This window comes from Vibrio sp. 1S139 (assembly GCF_041439475.1).
GTDB lineage: Bacteria > Pseudomonadota > Gammaproteobacteria > Enterobacterales > Vibrionaceae > Vibrio > Vibrio crassostreae_C.
Genome location: NZ_JBGOOD010000043.1, coordinates 1 through 21,278 on the forward strand (window position 1 = coordinate 1; position 21,278 = coordinate 21,278).

Here is a 21,278-nt window from a genome sequence, read left to right on the forward strand (position 1 = left end):
TTTATCGCCCAAACTGGTTAAATTTTAACAGTGACATCTACCCTGCCAGATAGGGAGTGTATCTGCTTATGACCTAGCTCAATTGAGCGTTTAGATTCGGATCCTGTTATGATTTTATCCACCTTACAAGAGTCAGGATTAACTAGTCCTTTACTCTTTCGGGAGTAAGCCAAAAATAGGAAATTTTCTTGTTTCTTATTTTTTATTAAATGCAGGTGTTTTTTACGGATTTCATGAAGAAATTCAATGATCTCTAAGCTAACGTCATCAAGGTTTTCTTTTTTCATATCTGACGCGCGAGCTTTAGTAATAGAGAACGACATCCCTAAATCATCAAGCTCCAATAAAGGTTTATTATCTGTATATTTAACCTTAGCTTGCAACAATGATATGTAGGTAAATTTGGGGTTTAGCATCATCAAGAGTGCAATCAAACAACCAATATCAGCATTACGAATGTAACCAAAACACCAATCAAAACGATGTGAAATATCGATATTATCAGTAGATTCAAAACCTAACTTAGGTAAGCATCTAACCGCATCGCTGGTGAATGCCTGATCTGATAATGAGCTGGGTAATTTAGCTTTGGGTAAGTCTTGTAGCTTAAAAATGCCATTACATTCCGAACCAACTACATACATGAATAGCATTGAACCAAATAATGACGTTGGATTGGCTATATGTCTTCTACGCGGAGGTTTTGGTTTTCCATCTTTTCCTAAGTCATTCCGGTCATAGGAAAAGTCATAGAGGTCACTATTTATATAACGAGCCAATAATTGGGGGTGCTTTTTAGGGAATTCTTCCATCAAAGACTGAGCAAAGTCATAATGTAATTTAATAGCTTGCCAATATTTTAGTAGGCAATCATGCAATGCATTCCTTGAACGCTTCAAATCAAACTGTATTTCATCAAGGTATTCGACATCACTTCTAGAAAGAGAAATTGGAACTAAGACATTGTTAATGGTGTCATCAACTTTAACTTCAGTCGCTTTTTTTTCACCGATCATCACAGCCTTAAAGCTACTTTTCTTAGTAAGTTCACCTGTCTTTTTCATTCTAGGGATAATCACGTGGGGAGGTATAACGTCTCGATCCTTCAAGAACACTAAGAAAGGTTTGAGGTTCTTATTCCACTCATCAACACGAGTAGATAACGCCTTGTTGTTTGAGGATACTAGTGTCTTAGCATACGCTTGCTTCACTAATTCGCGCCACTCTGTGGCATTAGTTGGTAGGCAGTCTATGCATATATATTCGAATGTTGCATAGAGTGTACTGTTGATACGTTTAATCCAAGACACATAAGATGCAGATCTCTTGCCTTGACAATAAAGAATCATTAGCTCAGATAAGACATCTCTATCTTTAAGCTGAAGGTGATAAGTTGAAAGCTCAATGAATCGATCGATTCCACGATCGCAAGTATAGTTAAAGCCTGGTTTACCGTTTTGGACATGATATTTCATGAACCCACCTAATTGTCATTATTTTAATCAAAAATAAACACTTAAAAATCAAGCAATGTCATTATAGAACATATGCTTAAATTAAGTATTAACTCCGATTTTGACAACTTAGTGTGTTAGGAATAGTTTTGTTCGGTAACCTTCCGTGCCGTTTGGCGCAATTTTCCAGTTCTCTAAATGCTCTACAATGTCATTCAGCTGTTTTTCATTGAACTGCTTGAGCGGCTTGTCTTCAAGCTCTTTGCGGTCAATCAGTACTTCTACAAAACGCTTTGGTAATGCTTTCGCTAAGGTGTTTTTCAGGCTCTGATTTGGGTGTTTCTCTCGAGAGTTTTCAAGTAGTTCAGCAACGTCCACTTCTGGTACTAGATTAATCGAAACCGATTGACCCGCTTTCCAGAACGAAGAAATTTGCAATACCGAAGGACCAGATAAGCCGCGGTGGGTAAACAGCAACGCTTCTTTGAATAAGGTGCCGTCTTGCGCGGTGATCTCGGCAGGAATCGCGATTCCTGAAAGCTCAGCAAAGGCTTCTTTGTCTTCTTTATGCAGAGTAAATGGCACCAAACCCGCAGTAGTCGGCATCACAGACAAACCAAACTGCTCGGCAATCTTATAGCCAAATGGCGTCGCGCCTAGTTTCGGCATCGATAAACCGCCCGTCGCCACGACAAGTGAGTCACACTCAACTTCGTCGGTATTAAGGTGCATCTTAAAGCCAGCGTCTGTTTTTTCGATGGAGTGAACATCACAACGGTAGCGCTGTTCAACTTTCGCTTGCTTACACTCTTCAAGCAACATGCTCACGATGTCTTTTGCTGTGTGGTCATTCACACAGAACAACTGGCCGTGATCACGCTCTTCGAACTCAATACCGTACTTGCTCACCATCGAGATAAAATCCCAGTTGGTGTATTGAGATAAAGCTGACTTCACGAAGTGAGGGTTGTTACACAGGAAGTTGTTGGCTGAAACATCATAGTTAGTGAAGTTACAACGACCGCCACCTGAGATTAAAATTTTTCTGCCTGGTTTCTTTGCATGATCAACCACCAGCACTCGTCGGCCGCGTTTACCCGCTTCCGCAGCACACATTAAGCCCGCGGCGCCCGCACCAATTACGATTACATCAAACTTTTCACTCATTGGGGTTCTGCTTTCTTCACTTTTGCACCTCGAGTACGCCCTGTTCTCGAAATGCCATCAATAAAAAAGGATGTGCATAAACAGCACATCCTTACTAATTGCTCGCTATTTTAGCGGCAATTTTAAACTTTGCAATTGATGTTCAATTGTACAATTAGCAGACAGCAGCAAAACCACTACTTAACTTAGCGAACCAACAACCGAAGCTTCACACCAGAACCTAAGCTCTACTTCACACGTACTAAAAACTCAGACGATGAAAGAAGACAGCAAGGTTACACCTAGCAGAGCGGAAGAGAGTATGAATAACTGTCTTACGCGATCGCACTTCGAAGTAAAAACTTCGTCATGATGATGGTGATACTCTTTGCTTTTGATGTAACTGAACAGGCGAACCTGTTTGGTCATATTGCCATGGGTTGTGAAAAAACCGCCTCCGTCTACTTGTTGATAAAGTAGAGGATGCGCTTCTCGCATAATATAAATGAGCGTTCTTAGCGCAGTAAAATAACGCGCCCAGTTCACGCAAGTCACAACCATTAGTGCAAATAGAATAGTGTCGCCGCTGATCATCCTTTCCTCCCTACATCTTCATAAGAAAACTCAAAAGAAAAAGATAATCAGTGTCTTTCCCGTACTACCTAAACGGCAGGAGCTTCCATAATTGAAGATGAACCATCTTTTGCCAATTGCGCTAGGTCTTTATCAATAAAAAACAGTGCTTTACCGTCTTCACCAACAAGCTCTAGCTTATCCAATACACCTTTAAACAACTTCTCTTCTTCGTGTTGCTCTGCAACGTACCATTGCAGGAAGTTAAAGGTTGAGTAGTCTTGTGTGCTGAAAGCAACGTGAGCCAGTTTGTTGATCTTTTCAGTAATCATCTGCTCATGTTCATAAGTTTCACGGAACACTGCACCAAGGCTTTCGAATTCGTGTTTCGGTGCTTCAATCGAACCCAGAATTGGCATTGCACCTGTTTCGCTTACGTAAGTGAAAAGACGCTGCATATGTTCCATTTCTTCTACTGCATGAACACGCAGAAACTCTGCTGCACCTTCAAATCCTTTGTCTTCACACCAAGCACTCATTTGTAAGTATAGATTGGATGAGAAAAATTCTAGGTTAATTTGATCATTCAGTTGCTCAACCATAGTTTTTGACAGCATTTAAGACTCCTAATTACATCCTCAATTTTCTCTACTATATCACTATTTAATGAATATCTCGCAGGCCATTAGTTAACCAATATTTCGAGCTGTCATTACGCAAGACAGTGGATATGAGATCACTTCAGCAAAAAAAGCCATCGCATAGTGCTAATCTTAAATCAGACAATGAATAAAGGAGGTAGCGATATGAGTTACAAACATATTTTGGTCGCGGTCGATTTATCAGAAGACAGCAAATTAATTGTGGATAAAGCGGTAGCATTGGCTAAGCCATTGGAAGCCAAAGTCTCTTTTATCCATATCGATATTAACTACGCGGAGCTGTATACCGGCCTGATTGATATCAACATGGCAGAAACCCAACATAACGCGATGGAAGCATCTCGAGTTCAGCTGCAAAATTTTGCTGAGCATGCTCAATACCCAATCACCCATACCTTAGTGGGCAGTGGCGATTTGAGTCATGAGCTGTGTGACACCATCAACGAGTTTAATGTTGATTTAGTGGTTTGTGGTCACCATCAAGATTTCTGGAGCAAGCTACTTTCTTCAACACGACAACTGATCAACGCCTCTCCGGTTGATATGCTGGTCGTGCCTCTAAGAGATTCAGAAGACTAATGATTTAAGGTTAGGTAACATACAGCTCATATCTTATTAACGAAGTTTTACTATGAGCTATTTAGCTGGTGTTACCCTCCTATGGGCCTTCTCCTTTAGCCTGATCGGCGTTTACCTTGCGGGTCAGGTTGATTCTTGGTTCTCTGTTTTAATGCGTGTTGCCCTTGCTGGCGTCGTATTTCTTCCTTTCCTAAAGTTTCGCGGCGTATCGCGTAAGCTGATCGCTAAATTGATGGCAATTGGTGGCATCCAGCTTGGCCTGATGTACTGCTTCTACTATCAGTCTTTCTTACTGCTATCCGTTCCTGAAGTCCTTTTGTTTACTGTCTTTACCCCAATTTACGTCACGCTTATTTATGACTTTCTCAAAGGGCAATTCTCTCCGTGGTACCTAGTGACAGCGGCAATTGCGGTATTGGGCGCGGTATTCATTAAGTTCGCAGGTATTAACGAAAACTTTTTAGTCGGCTTCCTCGTCGTGCAAGGCGCGAACCTGTGCTTTGCTATTGGTCAGGTGGGCTACAAGGTGGTGATGGAGAAGGAATCGACCGAGTTGCCTCAGCGAACCGTATTTGGTTACTTCTACTTAGGGGCGCTATGTGTCGCGTCAGTGGCTTTCATGCTACTAGGCAACCCAGAGAAACTGCCCACCACCACACTTCAATGGGGAATCCTGATCTACCTTGGCTTGATTGCGTCGGGGCTGGGTTACTTTATGTGGAATAAAGGCGCGTGCATGGTGAATGCTGGCGCGCTGGCAGTGATGAACAATGCCTTGGTTCCTGCTGGTCTGGTGGTGAATATCCTGATTTGGAACAGAGATGTCGATTTGGTTCGCTTGTCTATTGGTGGCGCCGTTATCTTATTCTCTTTATTCGTCAATGAGACGTGGGTGAAGAAGCGCGTAGCAAGATCCGCAAGCAACGCTTAGCTGATTTGAACGAGCTACATGAGTCAGCTCGGATAACCCCAAAAAGCAAAAGAGCGACCTAAGGTCGCTCTTTTTAAATCATCGCTGTAGCAATAAACCATTCAAATCAACTTCAGTGAATTTGATTGTGGCTCACTACCTGAGTCTTGGTTTCAGTGAAGGCAACATCATCAAGTTGTAGGTTGATTCGTTCCAATTCACTTTCCAGCTTCTGACTTTTCTTAAACAGCTTTTGCTGCTTCTTAATCATCTTCGCCAGTTTCTTATTGTACTTCTCTTGTTTCTTAGCCGCTTTCTTCGCTTGTTTGAGTTCAGCTTTCTCATCACCGCTCGCCTTCGCCATCAGTTTTTTCAGCTTGGCTTTTTTCTGTGCGGCTTCTTTTTTGGCAAGCTCAGGGGCCATATCAGCGGCGGCTGGATCGAACATTTGTACGCTCGGTTCAATTGCCTCGTTGATTTCCGCAAGCGACAGTTCTGGTGCAGGTAATGTTTCCGCTAGCAGGCCGCATGCGACTTTCTCTTCAACGGGTTTGTTTTGACAACCAAGAGGTGGAATTGCGGTGGGTTTGCATAGATTCGCTTGATCCGCCGAAGAACGCGCGCAAGAACGACACACGAACTTAGGTTCAGTCACCAAGCTGTGGATCTCGCCCAAGTGTTCGGTGATATCTCGACGGTTTAACTTACAAAAGCGTTTAGCCATGCTTCAACTCCAGCTAAGAATAATAATGATTCTTAGTTAGATATACATCTGTAACGCGACTATCGCAAGTGTTAAATGGCAATTTATCGTATTTATGACGGGAAATTTTCTTAGCGTGTATCTAAGTTATTGATGCTTCAATTAAGTCATTGATGCTTTCACATAGACGTCAAAACGGTTCTTTTTGGTTTCGATCGCCATGCTCGGTTTTTGCTCGTCTAACCAAGCTGCGTAATCCGGTCTTTTAACCACAACTCGCTTCGATGCCAACTTCATCGCTGGCTCAAATAGGCCATCAGCATCCAGATCGGCACCCACCAAAGATTGGAATACGCGCATCTCTTTTTTGACCAGAGCCGATTTCTTTTTGTTCTCTGGGTATGGGTACATTGGGTCGAGGTACACCACGTCTGGCTGTTCGAAGTCAGGATCGTTGCTGAGCTTATCCAACGCATCGTGACTGGATGCGTGAATCAGCTTCATACGCTCACTTACCCAACCACCGATGTCTGGGTCTTGTTGCGCTCGCTGCAAGCCATCATCAAGCAGTGCGGCCACAACGGGGTGACGCTCGACCATTTGCACCTTACAACCTAGAGAAGCCAACACAAACGCATCGCGCCCTAAGCCTGCAGTACCATCAAGAATAGTTGGCGTTGCGCCTTTGTTTAAACCAGCTGCTTTGGCAATCGCCTGACCTTTACCACCGCCAAACTTACGTCGGTGACCAACTGCGCCTCCCACTAAATCAACAAAGATAGCGCCAAGCTTGGGCTCATCGACTTTACGTAGCTCAAGTCGCTCACTAGTCAGTACCAAAGCAAAATCGCTGCTTTCATCATGAGATAAGTTCCAGCGGGTCGCTAAGTCATTCAAATGATCGATTTGGGTAGCATCTTCGCAAATCAGTTGTAGTTGCAAGGTCGTCTCCAACAGACAGTAGTATTCAAAACAAAAGAGGCAACCAGTTTACCTGATTGCCTCAACAATACATATTAGCGGTGAAAAGTATTCCCAGCTAAAGTCGGCTTACCTAAACCAATGGCTCTGTCTCTCGCTCTTGTCTTAACTCTTCAACAAGCTCTGCGAGTGGCTTAGGTCGCCCTATGATGTAGCCCTGCGCGTAGTTCACACCCAGTTCGATAAGCTTGTCGATTATCTGGGTATTTTCAACGAACTCAGCCACGGTGTGCTTGCCCATCTGCTTGGCAAGATCATTGATCGAGCGAACCATCACATGGTCCATCTCATTCACATCAATATCACGTACAAACAAGCCATCGATCTTCACAATATCGACAGGCAGCTTTTTCAGATAGCCAAATGACGATAGCCCTGAGCCAAAATCATCCAATGCAATCATGCAGCCAAGCTCTTTGATTCGAGTGAAGAACTTGATCGCCTGCTTCATGTTACTCATGGCCGCTGTTTCGGTGATCTCTAAACAAATCTTATGACACGGTATCGATGAATCGCTCAGGCTATCTATCAAAAATTCGACAAACTCACGGTTACCCATCGAGTGACCGGAAAGATTGATTGAACACATCCCCAGTTCCTCAATAACCTCAGGGCGTTGCTCCAACCAACCCAAGGTTTGACTGACGACTTGGCGGTCAATCAAATGCGCGATGTTATAACGCTCTGAGGCTGGCATGAAGATCCCCGGGGAGATGTATTCCCCTTGGATGTTCTTGATGCGGACCAAGATTTCAAAGTGCATTTTATCGCTGTCTTCATCTAGGCCAAGAATTCGCTGCGCAAACAACTCTAAGCGATCGTTAGCCAAGGCCTCATGCACTAGGTTAACGCACTCCATCTCAAGATGGCGACGACGCAGGTCTTCATCATCTTGATGGTAAAGATGATAGCGATTGCGACCTTCTTCTTTAGCGGCATGACAAGCTGCATCCGCCTGAGCGTGCACCATCTGTGGTGAAGCTGCTGTATGGTCGATCAATCGAATACCGATAGAGCACGTCAGGTTGAGTCGAATATCATCCCACAAGAATGGATTCTCACTCATCATCGAGATAATACTGCGACACACATTCACCGCATCTCGTTCAGTACAGTCTTTCATCAGCACAGCAAACTCATCACCACCCATTCGCGCTAACACCGCATTGTAAGGCAGTACGTCTTCTAGCAGTTTGGCGCTAAACAAGATCGCAGCATCACCCGCTTCATGTCCTGCGGTATCGTTCAGCACTTTCAGCTGATCCAAATCTAGGAACAACATTGCGTGAGTTCGCATGTGGCTCTCAACCTCTTTCAGCGCCTTTTGCAGCTCTTGCTCAAAGTGGTTGCGGTTAAAGGTGTCAGTCAGTAGGTCATAGCGAGCCTGATACTCTAGCTTTTCAGAAAGCTCGTGCGTTTCGGTGATGTCTTCACCCACAATCAACAGCTGATCAGACTCCACCAACGGGCGGATATTTTCACGAATCCAGCTCTTGCTGCCGTCGGCATGGCGATATTCGATATCACGACGCCACACACCACGAATCTTATGCTGAGGTTGCAGCAAGATATGACGAGGAATCATCGCGTTCTCATCAACATAGAATTCTCTAGGGCGATGGCCCAACAACTGATCGAGAGGGTATCCCAAAAGCTCTTCGGCAAACTGGTTCACTTGTTGAATGCGATTATTGCCATCGAGCGTAATCATCATCACCGGCTGTTTGTCGTAATACAGCTTCAAGTTTGCTTCACGTTGGAACAGCTTATTCTCAGCAAGCTTACGTGAGGTCACGTCGCGCGCCTCAAAGAGAAACTGAATGTCTTCGTCTTCACTGCCCGGCATCGGCTTCAATGAAATATCCAACACCATCGCACCGCGATCTCGACACCACACCTCGGCTTCAAATCGTAAGGCTGGGTGCTCACTTTTTGCGATGAAATATTCGGCTAGCACTTCTCGCGCAGAACTTTCCCAATGTTGGTGTTGTTGCAGCGGCGTTCCCAGTTTATAGCCTTGATTATAAAGCAGCTCATGTAACTTGCTGTTACTCGACAGCAGCACGCCACCCTTATCAATGATGCCCATAAATTGCAGGCTCTGATCAAATATCGACTCCAACAGTCGTTGGCTTTGGCGACTTGCACGTTCGCTCTTCTTCAGACGGTTAAGGTAATACACCAACACCGCGATAACACACGACATGCTCAAGAACATTAAACCGATGGTGCGAATTTCATCGCGATAGCGCATTAAGAATGACTTCGGCTTATTGAGGAAGGTTACTGAGGCTTCATTCTCTGCACCCAAATCCTAACGTGAGATCTGTTGGTAATCGAGTTTGATTTCTGGCGCGCCAGCAACCACCAATGGCAATGGAGCCTTAGGATTGTTCAGCACGCGCCCCGTGTCTCGACCTTGCGTTTCTCCACTGTGGATCACGCCACCAATCGCACCAAACCCAAGTCCTAAATCATGCACAATATACAATGGCATCTGAGTTTTTTTGTTGAGCTGACGCCAGTCTTCTTTGCTGCTGACCCGACCATTGATGTCGCGGTAGTAGGCCCAGAACAACAAGCTTTTAGTTAGATCAGCGCGTTGCGCGAACGTCATCAGTTCTTGATAAGAATCAGGCGTATATTGCTCCACCATCCCAGAAAACTCAGGGCGTTTTTGTAGAAATAAATCCACTTGAGCGCGAATAGCTTCACCCGTTACCGAGTGATCGGTAACCACGTAAACTTTTTTAACCGTCGATTGAAGTCGATTGATCAGCTCAATATTGCTCGCCATATCAATATCTTCAGTGATACCGGTTGCGTGCAAGCCTTCAATCATTTGCGGAGAAAAATTGTTGATGCCACCAAAAATAACGGGCGTGCCATTGAGTTCGGGCGCTAAGCGTTTCATCAGATTGAGGGCGTTATTATCACTGACGACTACAGCGGCAAACTCTTCATGCGACAGCTTAGTGCGGTATAGCTGATAAATTCGCTCTAAGTATTCAGCGTTTTGAGTTCGCTTGGTATCGAGATAAACAACCCGGTAAGATAACCCATCGCGATCGAGCTCATCAGATAGTCCTTTATGGAAATCATCTGTCCAGAAAAAGCCTTGATGATAAGAGTGAATAACCAACACATCTTTTGCCTGAGCTGAAGCAAAAACACTCCAACACATCACAATAAAAAATAACGAAAATCGCACTGAATTCACCCTAACCCTATAGTTACTGCTAATATTATCACCCTTGGCTATGATGTGTACTCAAGCCGGTATGTTTTTCATTCAACCTAAGGATTATGCATGTCCACAACCACAGCTCGTCTAGATGATCTAGACCGTGCCATTCTCAAAACCTTGATGGAAGATGCACGAACTCCTTACGCTGAAATGGCAAAGCAGTTCGATGTCAGCCCTGCGACGATTCACGTTCGCATCGAAAAGATGAGATCGGCAGACATTATCGAGCGAACGGAAGTTGTGGTAAACACCAAAAAACTGGGTTACGACGTGTGTTGCTTTATTGGCATCAACCTTAATGCTGCCAAAGATTACCACTCGGCGATCGCTAAGCTGAATGCCTTAGACGAAGTGGTTGAGGCGTACTACACCACTGGTGCTTACAATATCTTTGTAAAGCTGATGTGTAAGTCGATAGAAGAGCTGCAGTTTGTATTGATCGATAAGCTGCAAGCGATCGATGAAGTTCAGTCGACAGAGACACTGATTTCATTGCAGAACCCTATCAACCGCAATGTGAATCCATAACATTGATTCGCCTTGCTTGGCATAACGCACAGACAAAAAAAGAGCCTCTAACTAGAGGCTCTTTTCGCAATAAACTAGATAGTTACCGTGATTATGCGTTGATTCCCGCGTGGCGCAGCATTGCGTCGATTTGTGGCTCACGACCACGGAAGCGTTTGAACAGCTCCATTGGCTCTTCACTGCCACCCATTTCAAGGATGTTGTTCAGGAAGCGATTACCCGTTTCAGTGTTGAAGATACCCTCTTCTTCAAATGCTGAGAACGCATCTGCCGATAGCACTTCTGCCCACAGGTAGCTGTAGTAGCCCGCGCTGTAACCACCAGCAAAGATATGACCAAAGCTGTGTGAGAAACGGTTCCAATCTAGGCTTGGCAGTACCGACACCTTAGACTTAACATCCGCTAGCGTTTCTAGTACGCGAGCACCCACTTCAGGGTCGTATTCTGTGTGTAGCGTGAAATCGAACAAACCAAGCTCTAGCTGACGTAGGATAAACATCGCAGATTGGAAGTTCTTCGCCGCTAGCATCTTCTCTAGCATCTCTTTTGGTAGCGCTTCACCCGTTTCGAAGTGACCAGAGATGAACGACAGCGCTTCTTCTTCCCAACACCAGTTTTCTAGGAACTGACTTGGTAATTCAACCGCATCCCAAGGCACGCCATTGATACCCGCAACTGCGCCCGCTTCTACTTGCGTCAGCATGTGGTGGATACCGTGGCCAAACTCGTGGAACAGAGTCACGACTTCATCATGAGTAAACAGTGCTGGCTTATCACCAACTGGCTTGTTGAAGTTACACGTTAGGTAAGCGACGGGCGTTTGTAGCTCGCCAGATTCAGTAATACGACGACCACGACAGTCATCCATCCAAGCGCCGCCACGTTTGTGCTCACGTGCGTATAAATCTAGGTAGAAGCTACCACGCAGTGTTCCAGTCGCATCAAAGATATCAAAGAAACGCACTGACTCATGCCATGTGTCGACACCTTCACGCTCTGTTACCGACATACCAAACACACGGTTAAGCACCTCAAACAGGCCTGAAACCACATTCGATTCAGGGAAGTATGGGCGAAGCTCTTCATCAGAGATCTCGAACAGGTTCTGCTTCTGCTTTTCGCTGTAGTAAGCGATGTCCCATAGGTTTAGCTCAGAAACACCAAACTCTTTCTCTGCAAACTGACGCAGCTCTTCAACTTCACGCTCACCTTGTGGTTTTGCTTTTACTGCTAGGTCGTTCAGGAAGCCAAGAACCTGATCTGGCGTCTCAGCCATCTTGGTCGACAGTGATTTCTCGCTGTAAGTACTGAAACCAAGCATGCGCGCGATCTCGTGGCGCAGCTTAAGTTGCTCGGTGATGATCTCAGTGTTGTCCCACTTACCTGCGTTTGGACCGCGATCTGAAGCGCGCGTTACGTACGCTTCATAAAGCTCTTTACGCAGTTCTTGGTTATCACAGTAGGTCATCACAGGTAGGTATGATGGGATATCTAAAGTCAGTAGGTAGCCTTCTTGCTCTTTAGATTCGGCCGCCGCTTGAGCTGCCGCCAGTGCCGATTCAGGCATACCCGCCAGTTCAGCGACGTCTGTGATCTGCTTGCTCCAACCCATGGTTGCATCAAGCACATTATTTGAGAATTGAGAGCCTAGCTCAGACTGGCGCTTGCTGATCTCGCCGTAACGATGCTGTTCATCTGCAGGTAAGCCAATGCCCGACAATTCAAAGTCGCGCAGTGCGTCGGTAATAGTTTTTTGTTGAGCTCGGTTCAGTGCAGAGAATGCTTCACTCGCCTTGATCGCTTTATACGCTTCGAACAAGCCTTTGTGTTGGCCAACCCAAGTGCCGTATTCAGATAGCACAGGTAAGCAGCTCTCATACGCTTCACGCAGTTCGTCACTGTTCACGACAGAGTTCATATGGCTTACAGGTGACCAAATGCGACCTAAACGATCATCCACTTCTTCAATTGGAGCAACTAGGTTGTCCCAGCTTGGTGAAGTATTACCTTCAAGTACTTGTTCTATCTTGTTGCGACACGCTTCAATCACTTGCTCAACTGCAGGCTTTACGTGCTCTGGCTTGATCTGTGAAAACGGAGGTAAGTCCGTGAAGGTTAATAGCGGATTAGACATATAAACATTCCTTTGGCTTTAGAGACTTTCGTCTTTTTTGTAATGAGGTCGTCTTACAGTCATCAGGCTCAGGTTCGCCCTAAAAAAATCACCTGCGAATAGTTATTAAATAGTGCCCAATAAGGCAAATTTCAATAGTAGAACCAATAACTAACCACATATTGCGAACGACTGTTCCTGAATTGTTCGAGAATTTATGGTCCATTGAGGGTTATAATGGTCTGATTAACCCCACCTACACTAACCACACTCTAAATCGAGAGTGTTACGAGAGTTTAATTTGTTAAGTTATCGCCACAGCTTCCACGCAGGTAACCATGCCGACGTAGTAAAGCATATCGTACAGAGCCTTATTCTTAATTCTTTGAAACAGAAGGATAAGCCTTTTGTTTATCATGACACTCACTCTGGTGTAGGTCGTTACGACTTAACGCATGAATGGTCTGAAAAAACCGGTGAATACAAGCAAGGTATTGCTCGTGTGTGGGAGCAAACAGACCTTCCTGAAGACATTCAAAGCTACCTTGAGTCTATTTCCATTCTCAATAATGGCGAGAAACTGCGTTACTACCCGGGTTCTCCACGTGTTGCACGTGCACACCTGCGTGACCAAGACCGCATGGTACTGACTGAGCTTCACCCAGCCGATCACCCGCTGCTTGAGCAAGAGTTCCACCGTGATCGTCAGGTATCTATCTACAAAGAAGATGGTTTTAAGCGCTTAAAGGGCAGCCTGCCACCAAAAGAACGTCGTGGTTTAGTACTGATCGACCCGCCTTACGAGCTGGCAAAAGAGTACCGTGATGTCGTGACTGCAATCGCTCAAAGCCACAAGCGCTGGGCAACCGGTATCTACGCAATTTGGTACCCGGTAGTAAATCGCTGTGATATCGAAGATATGATCGAAGGTCTCGAAGGCTTAGGCATCAACAAGATTCTACAAATCGAACTTGGCGTATCACCAGACACCAACGAGCGTGGCATGACGGCATCAGGCATGATCGTGATTAACCCGCCTTGGAAGCTAGAAAGCCAAATGAAAGAGATTCTTCCATTCTTGAAGGAAGCAATTGCGCCAGCGACTGGTCACTTCAAAGTAGAGTGGATCGTACCCGAGTAATCTCGAGTCCACATCATAGACTGAAGAATCTTCAACAGACTGTGATGTGGACGAATAAATTTTAAACAGGGAGATTGAGTTCAACCGATCTGCCCTCAATATAATAATTAGACAATTTAAGAATCTATAGGACGTAGGTATCCAGTGCTCTCACTGTGACTACAACCTTCAATAAATGGAGAAAGTAATGGCGACTCATTTTGATTACATCTGTATCGGTGGCGGTTCAGGCGGCATCGCATCGGCTAACCGCGCAGCTATGCACGGTGCAAAAGTTGCACTTATCGAAGCTCAAGACCTTGGTGGTACTTGTGTAAACGTTGGTTGTGTTCCTAAAAAGGTAATGTGGCACGGCGCTCAAGTCGCTGAAGCAATCAACCTATACTCTGAGGACTACGGCTTCGACGTTGAAGTAAAAAGCTTTAACTGGAGCAAGCTGATTGAAAACCGCCAAGCGTACATTGGTCGTATCCACCAATCTTACGACCGCGTACTAGGTAACAACAAAGTAAACGTAATCAAAGGCTTTGCTAAGTTCGTTGATGAAAAGACAGTTGAAGTGAACGGTGAACACTACACAGCAGATCACATCCTGATCGCGGTAGGTGGTCGTCCAACAATTCCAAACATCCCAGGTGCAGAATACGGCATCGACTCAAATGGCTTCTTCGACCTAATGGAGCAACCAAAACGCGTTGCGGTTATCGGTGCTGGCTACATCGCAGTTGAGATCGCAGGTGTACTAAGCGCACTAGGCACAGAAACACACTTGTTCTGTCGTAAAGAATCTCCACTACGTAGCTTCGATCCAATGATCATCGAAACGCTAGTAGAAGTAATGGAAGCAGAAGGTCCAACACTTCACACGCACTCAGTGCCTAAAGAAGTTGTGAAAGAAGCGGATGGCACACTGACTCTACACCTAGAGAACGGCAACACTCAAAACGTTGACCACCTAATCTGGGCTATCGGTCGCCACCCAGCAACTGACGCTATCAACCTAGCATCAACTGGCGTTGCAACTAACGACCGTGGCTACATCAAAGTAGACGAGTTCCAAGCAACTAATGTTCCTGGCATCTACTGTGTTGGCGACATCATGGAAGGCGGTATCGAGCTAACACCTGTTGCTGTTAAAGCCGGTCGTCAGCTTTCTGAGCGTCTATTTAACGGTCAAACAAACGCAAAAATGGACTACAAGCTAGTGCCTACTGTTGTATTCAGCCACCCACCTATCGGCACTATTGGTCTAACGACTCAAGAAGCTGAAGAGCAATACGGCAAAGACAACATCAAGGTTTACACATCGGGCTTCACTGCGATGTACACAGCAGTAACCAAGCACCGTCAACCTTGTAAGATGAAGCTAGTATGTGCTGGCGAAGAAGAGACAGTAGTCGGCCTACACGGCATCGGTTTCACGGTTGATGAGATGATTCAAGGCTTCGGCGTTGCAATGAAGATGGGCGCAACCAAAGCAGACTTCGACTCTGTTGTGGCGATTCACCCAACGGGCAGCGAAGAGTTTGTTACCATGAGGGGTTAGTGTAGGAAAAGCATCTTGCACACATAAACAAATCTGGAAAATGATCAATCACTGTCCATACTGTATACATGGACGGTGATATTTTTCAGGATGATTTATGACATACCTTGTACACTCCAACGATGTTTTCAAAGAGACTGAGCTACAAAAACTGGATAATGGTACATTCCATTGCCTCCCCTCCAATGACAATATCGGTTCGCTGCCAACCCTCTTTTCGCAAGATGGTGTATTCAATCACGAAGCCAACAGCTACCTGTTTTATCTCAAGGCAGTAAAGAAGGCAGAAGACCTATCTCCCTGCGCACAGGCACTGCGTGCCTATTACCAATTTCTTGAGGACAAGGGACTACGCTGGGATAAATTCCCGCCAGTCAAACGGCTCAAACCAACTTACCTGTACCGCTCTCACCTGCTCAAGCAAATAAAGCAAGGCGAGCTTGCACACAGCACTGCCAGTGTTCGTATGAACCAAATCGTCAATTACTATAAGTGGCTACTGCATGATGGTTACCTACGCGTAAAGAATGAGAAGGAAGCCCCATTCAAAATGGAGTTTGTCTCTGTTCAGAACAGTGGGATGCTTGCCCACATATCCCCAACTTTCATTGTTGAGACCAGTGATTTACGCATAAAGGTTCCGAGGGATGCAGATAGTAAAAACATCAGGCCACTATCCCCATTAAGCCGTGATGCTCTTGGTATTTTAACTCAACACCTTCCACAAACATCTGAAGAGTTGCGCCTACAAGCCTTGCTTGCAATTGATACAGGAATGCGGGTTGAAGAAGTGGCAACCCTAACTCTAGATGCGCTAGACACTGCAACCCCGCTTGCTGAGAGCGAGCATCGCTTTGAAATTCTGTTATGCCCCCGCTCTACTGGCGTACAAACCAAGTTCTTAAAAACTCGGACTGTCGAGATTTCATCGGATTTGATCCAATCGTTGAATGAGTATCGAATTTCAGAACGCCGCCTTAAGCGTGTTACTAGGCTTAACGAGAAAATAGAACAATTACACAGCGATGCTGTCAGCTTCACTCAGAAGACCATTGAAATACTAGAGCGTTGTGATCGTCACGAACCACTTTTTGTTAGCCAACAAGGCAACCCTGCTACGGGTAAATCCATTGAAGCTCGATGGATTGAGTTCAGGGCAGAAATAAAACAGGCAGAGCCATCATTTTCCCATCGCTTCCATGATTTACGCGCCACCTATGGCACCTATCGCATCAGTGACTTGCTAGAGGCTAAATTGCCCGTTGCCGACTGTATGGAGCTTCTGATGGGCTGGATGGGGCATAAAGATGAAAGTACGACTTGGAAGTATTTACGCTTTCTAAAACGCAAAGAGGCGTTCAAAGTTAAGTTTGGCATCCTCGATTCCATCATGCACGACGCGCTGGGAGGTGACGATGACTAAGCCAACCTATCTATCGGGTTGGAGACCTGATCTTTGTATTCAGCTTGATATAAGAACCAAACTTTTAGCTGACTTTAACCGCTTTTTATTCAAAGGCTTCCCACCCACAAAAAAGCTACAACAGGGCAACCAGTTCGAAGATGCAGATCGTGAAACATTCGTTTTTCAGTTAAGAAACAGATTTAATGAAAAAAGTGATGAAGGAAGTAGTCATGAATCGCTGTATGGTATTTTTATTGAGTCTTCTAAATACCTTAGGTGGTGCGATAAAGAAAGCCGAACAGCCTTTACTCAACGTTCATTAGAAATTTATATGGCACACTTAGAAAACCGCGTCATGCTAGGCGAACTTAAAAGGTCTTCATATAAAGGTAAGCGAGCGACTATGGTCTCACTATTTACTCGATACCTTGATTTACCACACCAATACTTTAATAACGTGGTCATCATGGATAATAGTGATAGAGAATCATTTCAGTCCTATACACGTAACGATTTAAACCAACTACTCCCTTTCCTAAGGCGCCTTTTCAATCAAACCTATTCACAGTTTATTGAAAACCCTGACAAGCACATTCACGCACATAAGCGTTCACCAACCATGATTTTTGAATGGCAAGGTGAAAAATATCAACTTTGTGGTGGTATATCCAAGATGATGTGTGCCGCCACATACTTGCTGGCTTATTACACTTATGCCAATACTACTGACTTATTTAAGCTACAGCAGCCTGCCAATGCATCAATATCAACGGGGGATACATGGTACACCATGCCCGCCTTTAAGCGTCGAGCATTTAAAACCATTCAGGTTGAAATCGGCGATCATGAGTTGGAAATACCCAAATACGCAATGACTTTTTTCGACAAGTTACTCAACGCATCTCGAATAATTAGCACAGATGAAAATTCCACTCTACTTCAAACTATTGCATCTCAAAAGGCTCAATCACTTCACAGCAGAACCCTACAGGGCTTTTTACAAAAATGGGTAGAAAAGCATTTTACCTTCACAGACCAAACTGGAAGACGTTTACGCCCTACTATCAGCCGATTTCGTGAAACTGGATCCCAGCTAACCGCTTACCATCAGGGGGAAATGGTTAATGACCTCATGCTTAACAACACGCCCAGCACCCGTAGGCGTCACTATAGCGAGGGAAATAAGCTGGCCAATAACGGCATGATGCAAGATACGATGTCTATTCGTGAAGAGCAGATTAAGAGCAAGGTAAGCACTCAGCAAGCGCAGGAAAATCTAAGTATCGATGTGCTGGTCATCGAAGAAGAAAACAAGATTAATCTTCCTGATTTAAGCCGTACTCCTAATGGCGGGAGTTGTACTGCACCGTTTGGCGAAAAATCAAAAAGGTACACCAAGAAAGCCCAATCACAGGGGCTTGCCAAAGAAGGCGAGCAATTAGCCTGTGCAGACCTTTTAGGATGCTTTGGTTGTCCAGATCAAGTCATAGTCCAATCCGTCTCTGACATATGGTGTCTGCTATCATTCAAAGCTTGCATTGAAGAGTCATTATACCTTCACTTAGATGCAAGCCACTACCGAAAAACTTTGAAGATATCGTGGATTTTATCGAGAAAAAAATACTGCCAAACATCAATAAACTCATTTTGAGCCAAGCAGAAACCAAGTTAACTGATGATGGTTTTCATCCCGCTTGGGATGATACCGATTCTGTTTTAGGGCTAATTCCAAAATCAAAAAGCGAGGACGAGTAATGGATACCTCAAACCTATACTTACCCAACTTCCCACAGCAACATAAAGTCGAGGATGTTGATATAGTCACTCTCTACCATGAGAGAAGGTTAGAAGAACTTAATGCTGTCGTCATCTGCAAGAATCAAGAGGGTGACGTTACCGCTACCTTTGGCCAGAACAATTGGGATTGCCTACCTTTCTCGCGAAAAAAGAGCAGGAACAACCTAAGCACAGAAGAATTTGAAAATATCCCTGAGCTACAACAGGAACTAAAACTGCTAAGTTATGGCTGGCTATTTAATAAAAGCCCAAAGCAGAAAAAAGCAATCAAATTTCCAAGTGTACGAACTCGATTTGACAATATAAAAGTGGTTTATAGATTCTTACAAAGGAACAATCATAAGTCATTAAAATGCCTTTCTTTATCTATGGTATGGAGTGAGTTTGAACGCTTTTTACAAGAAAGTAACTATGCCCAAGGAACCATCGAGTCAACTTTTGTGGCAATAAATGCCGCCATAAATGATGAGTCATGGCACAAACTTGAGCTTGGCATTAATCCAATAAAATCAAAAACTGAAGCAAGACGGATAAGTTTCAATGAAGCACAGCAAACTCTTGTAATACCTGAACGTCTATGTGATGCCATTTATGGAAAAGCTATAGAACTGGTCAATGATGCTCACCCATATAGACAATTAATTTTGGATATTGAGAAGTCTCTACAACATAACTATATCGAGGGGGTGCGCAATCTTGAAGAAAAAATAAAACAAGGAAACCGTTACTCCTTCATAGGTGAGGACGGTAGCATTGACAGTCGAAAATACATTTCAGCAGTTCAAGAATTCCAACCACATAAAATTAAAGACCTTATCGCGCCATTAGCCCCAAAAATACCAAGTATTAGACTAAAAAATGGAATGGACTTTAAACGCTACTTGGGTCAACTAACTAATGCTTGCTATATCGTTTGTGGAGGTTTTAGCGGTATGCGAGATTCCGAAATCGACAAATTAACGCCTGAAAGTTATTACAAGGATACCTTTGAAGGGCGTGATTTCCACATGCTGCAATCTCACACTTTTAAGTTAGGTCATAAGCGAGAAACATGGATCACAGCCTCATCTTCCAAAACTGCAATAGAGTTAATGACCACATTAACTGAAGAATGGCGCAAAGAAACCACTTACCCAGATAAAAAATACAAAGACTCCATTTGGGTAAATAAAGCATACCGCTCCAAGCCCCCAACATTGATTACAGGCTGGAATCACCGACTACAGCGTTTTTGTAATCAGTTTAATTTCATTGTAACCGAAGAGGATTTCGTTGAATGCCTTGAGTCGAATCCTCGCTCACCAAGTCGTGTAAAAAAAGATGTAATTGTTGGAAAACCATGGCACATGACACCCCATCAGTTTAGGCGTACCTTGGCTTTTTACTGCATCAAAAACCGTCTAGGTACTTTGGTTGCGCTCAAACAACAATTTAAGCACCTCTACCTCTCGATGACCGAGTGGTACACCAATGGTGGCAAACTTGCGAGCCTACGGGACCTGAAAGTGGACGAGAAAGTGCAAAAGGCACTCGATGAAATCAATGCAGAAACCACCGCGAATAAAATCTTTAGACAGTGGCACTCTGATGAAACGCTATCAGGGACTCATGGCAAAGCAATCATGAAAATGCGAGGGGATGTGCCGACCATTTATAGCTCATGGGACGTTATCTATAAAGCAGTAAAGGATGGCAAATTGACACTGCATGGTTCAATGCACAGCTATTGCAAATCTGGTTATGACTGCGATATGGACGGTGTGGTCACTCCCCAGTTCTGTGTTGATTGTGGCTCTGGAAGTAGCATCATTGACGAGCAGCAGGCTAAGTGGTGGCAGAAAAAGCACCGCAGTCTAGTTGCTTACATGGAATCTGGCGAAGAAATTTCGGTAAGTGAACATAGCCACTATGTCACTCAAGTAAGAGCCGCAGAGAAAGTCATGGCTGACTTTGATATGTCCTTTACCCCTTTTGAACCTGATTTGGAGGTAGCTAACTTATGAGCAAGAGCGAAAATACACGATTAGCATTAGAGGCTGCCCTAGAACGTATAAAACAAGGCAAGCCCAAGCGCATCCCTACTCATCGCAAGCTCAGTGTAAGAGCTGTCGAGGAAGAGGCAAATTTAGGCAATGGCAGCGGTTACTACTATCCTGATTTCGTGGAAAAAGTTAAACAGACCAAAGGTGAAATTGCGACAGGCAAAGGTGAAATAGTCCAACCAGAGATCCTGACTGTGCGCACCAAGCTCAAAGAGCAAAAGCGCATCAAGGATAACTACAAGGCCAAGTATGAGGCAGAGCGAGAGAAGTTAGCTCTGTTTGCGGCAGCACAGCACCATCTAAACGATAAGCTGATTCAAGCATTAGCTCGTATAGATGATCTTGAATATGAAAATGCGGAGCTTCGAGAGGAGCTTGCTAAGCTGAAACGAAGTAAAGTAGTACCAATCAAGTAACTTTAACAAATGTAGCCCACCTTCAATGTGTGGGC

General features: G+C 44.6%; 14 protein-coding genes and 3 pseudogenes. 9 read left to right on the plus strand and 8 right to left on the minus strand.

Features of this window, described 5'->3' with window-relative positions; translation table 11 throughout:
* Positions 1 to 17 precede the first annotated feature (17 nt).
* From ACED46_RS14735 to ftnA, 4 genes and pseudogenes are all read right to left on the minus strand, one after another.
* Positions 18 to 1,475, minus strand: coding sequence for a hypothetical protein (locus ACED46_RS14735; protein WP_371721774.1), 1,458 nt, complete (start codon positions 1,473 to 1,475; stop codon positions 18 to 20).
* A gap of 129 nt (positions 1,476 to 1,604) precedes the next feature.
* Positions 1,605 to 2,621: pseudogene (locus tag ACED46_RS14740) on the minus strand (NAD(P)/FAD-dependent oxidoreductase); the annotation flags it as partial.
* A gap of 249 nt (positions 2,622 to 2,870) precedes the next feature.
* Complete coding sequence (uspB, locus tag ACED46_RS14745) at positions 2,871 to 3,194, minus strand: universal stress protein UspB (RefSeq protein ID WP_009848060.1); 324 nt, start codon at positions 3,192 to 3,194, stop codon at positions 2,871 to 2,873.
* A gap of 68 nt (positions 3,195 to 3,262) precedes the next feature.
* Positions 3,263 to 3,790: a non-heme ferritin gene (gene ftnA, locus ACED46_RS14750; protein WP_017070096.1), complete on the minus strand. Its 528-nt coding sequence runs from the start codon at positions 3,788 to 3,790 to the stop codon at positions 3,263 to 3,265.
* Positions 3,791 to 3,979: 189 nt separating this feature from the next.
* Between ftnA and uspA the strand changes: the two genes are divergently transcribed.
* Both uspA and ACED46_RS14760 read left to right on the plus strand, forming a co-directional pair.
* Positions 3,980 to 4,414 (plus strand): universal stress protein UspA, encoded by a 435-nt coding sequence (gene uspA, locus ACED46_RS14755; protein ID WP_004735555.1) that lies wholly within the window; start codon positions 3,980 to 3,982, stop codon positions 4,412 to 4,414.
* A 52-nt stretch (positions 4,415 to 4,466) separates the two neighbouring features.
* Positions 4,467 to 5,345, plus strand: coding sequence for a carboxylate/amino acid/amine transporter (locus ACED46_RS14760; protein ID WP_017060148.1), 879 nt, complete (start codon positions 4,467 to 4,469; stop codon positions 5,343 to 5,345).
* A gap of 112 nt (positions 5,346 to 5,457) precedes the next feature.
* Here the strand turns inward: ACED46_RS14760 and ACED46_RS14765 are convergent, their stop codons facing one another.
* From ACED46_RS14765 to ACED46_RS14775, 3 genes and pseudogenes are all read right to left on the minus strand, one after another.
* The gene (locus ACED46_RS14765) at positions 5,458 to 6,048 is read right to left on the minus strand and encodes a hypothetical protein (RefSeq protein ID WP_017060147.1); all 591 of its coding nucleotides are present in this window, start codon (positions 6,046 to 6,048) and stop codon (positions 5,458 to 5,460) included.
* A 141-nt stretch (positions 6,049 to 6,189) separates the two neighbouring features.
* Positions 6,190 to 6,969 carry a class I SAM-dependent methyltransferase gene (locus ACED46_RS14770; protein WP_371721775.1) on the minus strand — a complete coding sequence of 260 codons (780 nt, stop codon included), beginning with the start codon at positions 6,967 to 6,969 and terminating at the stop codon, positions 6,190 to 6,192.
* Between the two features lie 112 nt (positions 6,970 to 7,081).
* A pseudogene (locus tag ACED46_RS14775) lies at positions 7,082 to 10,192 on the minus strand (EAL domain-containing protein).
* Between the two features lie 126 nt (positions 10,193 to 10,318).
* On the opposite strand from ACED46_RS14775, the gene asnC reads away from it, so the two are divergent.
* Positions 10,319 to 10,783 carry a transcriptional regulator AsnC gene (gene asnC / locus ACED46_RS14780; RefSeq protein ID WP_008218581.1) on the plus strand — a complete coding sequence of 155 codons (465 nt, stop codon included), beginning with the start codon at positions 10,319 to 10,321 and terminating at the stop codon, positions 10,781 to 10,783.
* Positions 10,784 to 10,874: 91 nt separating this feature from the next.
* On the opposite strand, the gene prlC is transcribed toward asnC, so the two are convergent.
* Positions 10,875 to 12,917, minus strand: a complete 2,043-nt coding sequence (gene prlC / locus ACED46_RS14785; RefSeq protein ID WP_136977233.1) for an oligopeptidase A — start codon at positions 12,915 to 12,917, stop codon at positions 10,875 to 10,877.
* Between the two features lie 280 nt (positions 12,918 to 13,197).
* Here prlC and ACED46_RS14790 point away from each other — a divergent pair, with 280 nt between their 5' ends.
* The 6 genes and pseudogenes from ACED46_RS14790 (at position 13,198) to ACED46_RS14815 (ending at position 21,243) form a co-directional block, all read left to right on the plus strand.
* A complete protein-coding gene (locus ACED46_RS14790) occupies positions 13,198 to 14,037 on the plus strand; it encodes a 23S rRNA (adenine(2030)-N(6))-methyltransferase RlmJ (RefSeq protein WP_017060143.1) in 840 nt (279 codons plus the stop codon).
* 187 nt (positions 14,038 to 14,224) lie between these two features.
* Positions 14,225 to 15,583 carry a glutathione-disulfide reductase gene (gene gorA, locus ACED46_RS14795; protein ID WP_371721776.1) on the plus strand — a complete coding sequence of 453 codons (1,359 nt, stop codon included), beginning with the start codon at positions 14,225 to 14,227 and terminating at the stop codon, positions 15,581 to 15,583.
* A 97-nt stretch (positions 15,584 to 15,680) separates the two neighbouring features.
* A complete protein-coding gene (locus tag ACED46_RS14800; protein WP_371721777.1) occupies positions 15,681 to 17,006 on the plus strand; it encodes a tyrosine-type recombinase/integrase in 1,326 nt (441 codons plus the stop codon).
* Positions 16,999 to 18,743: pseudogene (locus ACED46_RS14805) on the plus strand (hypothetical protein). The gene ACED46_RS14800 and the pseudogene ACED46_RS14805 overlap by 8 nt, the downstream one beginning before the upstream one ends.
* Positions 18,743 to 20,788, plus strand: a complete 2,046-nt coding sequence (locus ACED46_RS14810; RefSeq protein WP_371721778.1) for a hypothetical protein — start codon at positions 18,743 to 18,745, stop codon at positions 20,786 to 20,788. The pseudogene ACED46_RS14805 and the gene ACED46_RS14810 overlap by 1 nt, the downstream one beginning before the upstream one ends.
* Positions 20,785 to 21,243 carry a hypothetical protein gene (locus tag ACED46_RS14815; protein WP_283514045.1) on the plus strand — a complete coding sequence of 153 codons (459 nt, stop codon included), beginning with the start codon at positions 20,785 to 20,787 and terminating at the stop codon, positions 21,241 to 21,243. The genes ACED46_RS14810 and ACED46_RS14815 overlap by 4 nt, the downstream gene beginning before the upstream one ends.
* Positions 21,244 to 21,278 lie beyond the last annotated feature (35 nt).

Excerpts from the sequence above, each read along its gene's own strand:
- uspB (WP_009848060.1), bottom strand. The coding sequence starts at position 3,194 with ATGATCAGCGGCGACACTATTCTATTTGCACTAATGGTTGTGACTTGC.
- ACED46_RS14735 (WP_371721774.1), bottom strand. The coding sequence starts at position 1,475 with ATGAAATATCATGTCCAAAACGGTAAACCAGGCTTTAACTATACTTGC.
- ACED46_RS14815 (WP_283514045.1), top strand. The coding sequence starts at position 20,785 with ATGAGCAAGAGCGAAAATACACGATTAGCATTAGAGGCTGCCCTAGAA.
- gorA (WP_371721776.1), top strand. The coding sequence starts at position 14,225 with ATGGCGACTCATTTTGATTACATCTGTATCGGTGGCGGTTCAGGCGGC.
- prlC (WP_136977233.1), bottom strand. The coding sequence starts at position 12,917 with ATGTCTAATCCGCTATTAACCTTCACGGACTTACCTCCGTTTTCACAG.
- ftnA (WP_017070096.1), bottom strand. The coding sequence starts at position 3,790 with ATGCTGTCAAAAACTATGGTTGAGCAACTGAATGATCAAATTAACCTA.
- ACED46_RS14760 (WP_017060148.1), top strand. The coding sequence starts at position 4,467 with ATGAGCTATTTAGCTGGTGTTACCCTCCTATGGGCCTTCTCCTTTAGC.
- ACED46_RS14800 (WP_371721777.1), top strand. The coding sequence starts at position 15,681 with ATGACATACCTTGTACACTCCAACGATGTTTTCAAAGAGACTGAGCTA.
- ACED46_RS14810 (WP_371721778.1), top strand. The coding sequence starts at position 18,743 with ATGGATACCTCAAACCTATACTTACCCAACTTCCCACAGCAACATAAA.
- uspA (WP_004735555.1), top strand. The coding sequence starts at position 3,980 with ATGAGTTACAAACATATTTTGGTCGCGGTCGATTTATCAGAAGACAGC.
- ACED46_RS14765 (WP_017060147.1), bottom strand. The coding sequence starts at position 6,048 with ATGGCTAAACGCTTTTGTAAGTTAAACCGTCGAGATATCACCGAACAC.
- asnC (WP_008218581.1), top strand. The coding sequence starts at position 10,319 with ATGTCCACAACCACAGCTCGTCTAGATGATCTAGACCGTGCCATTCTC.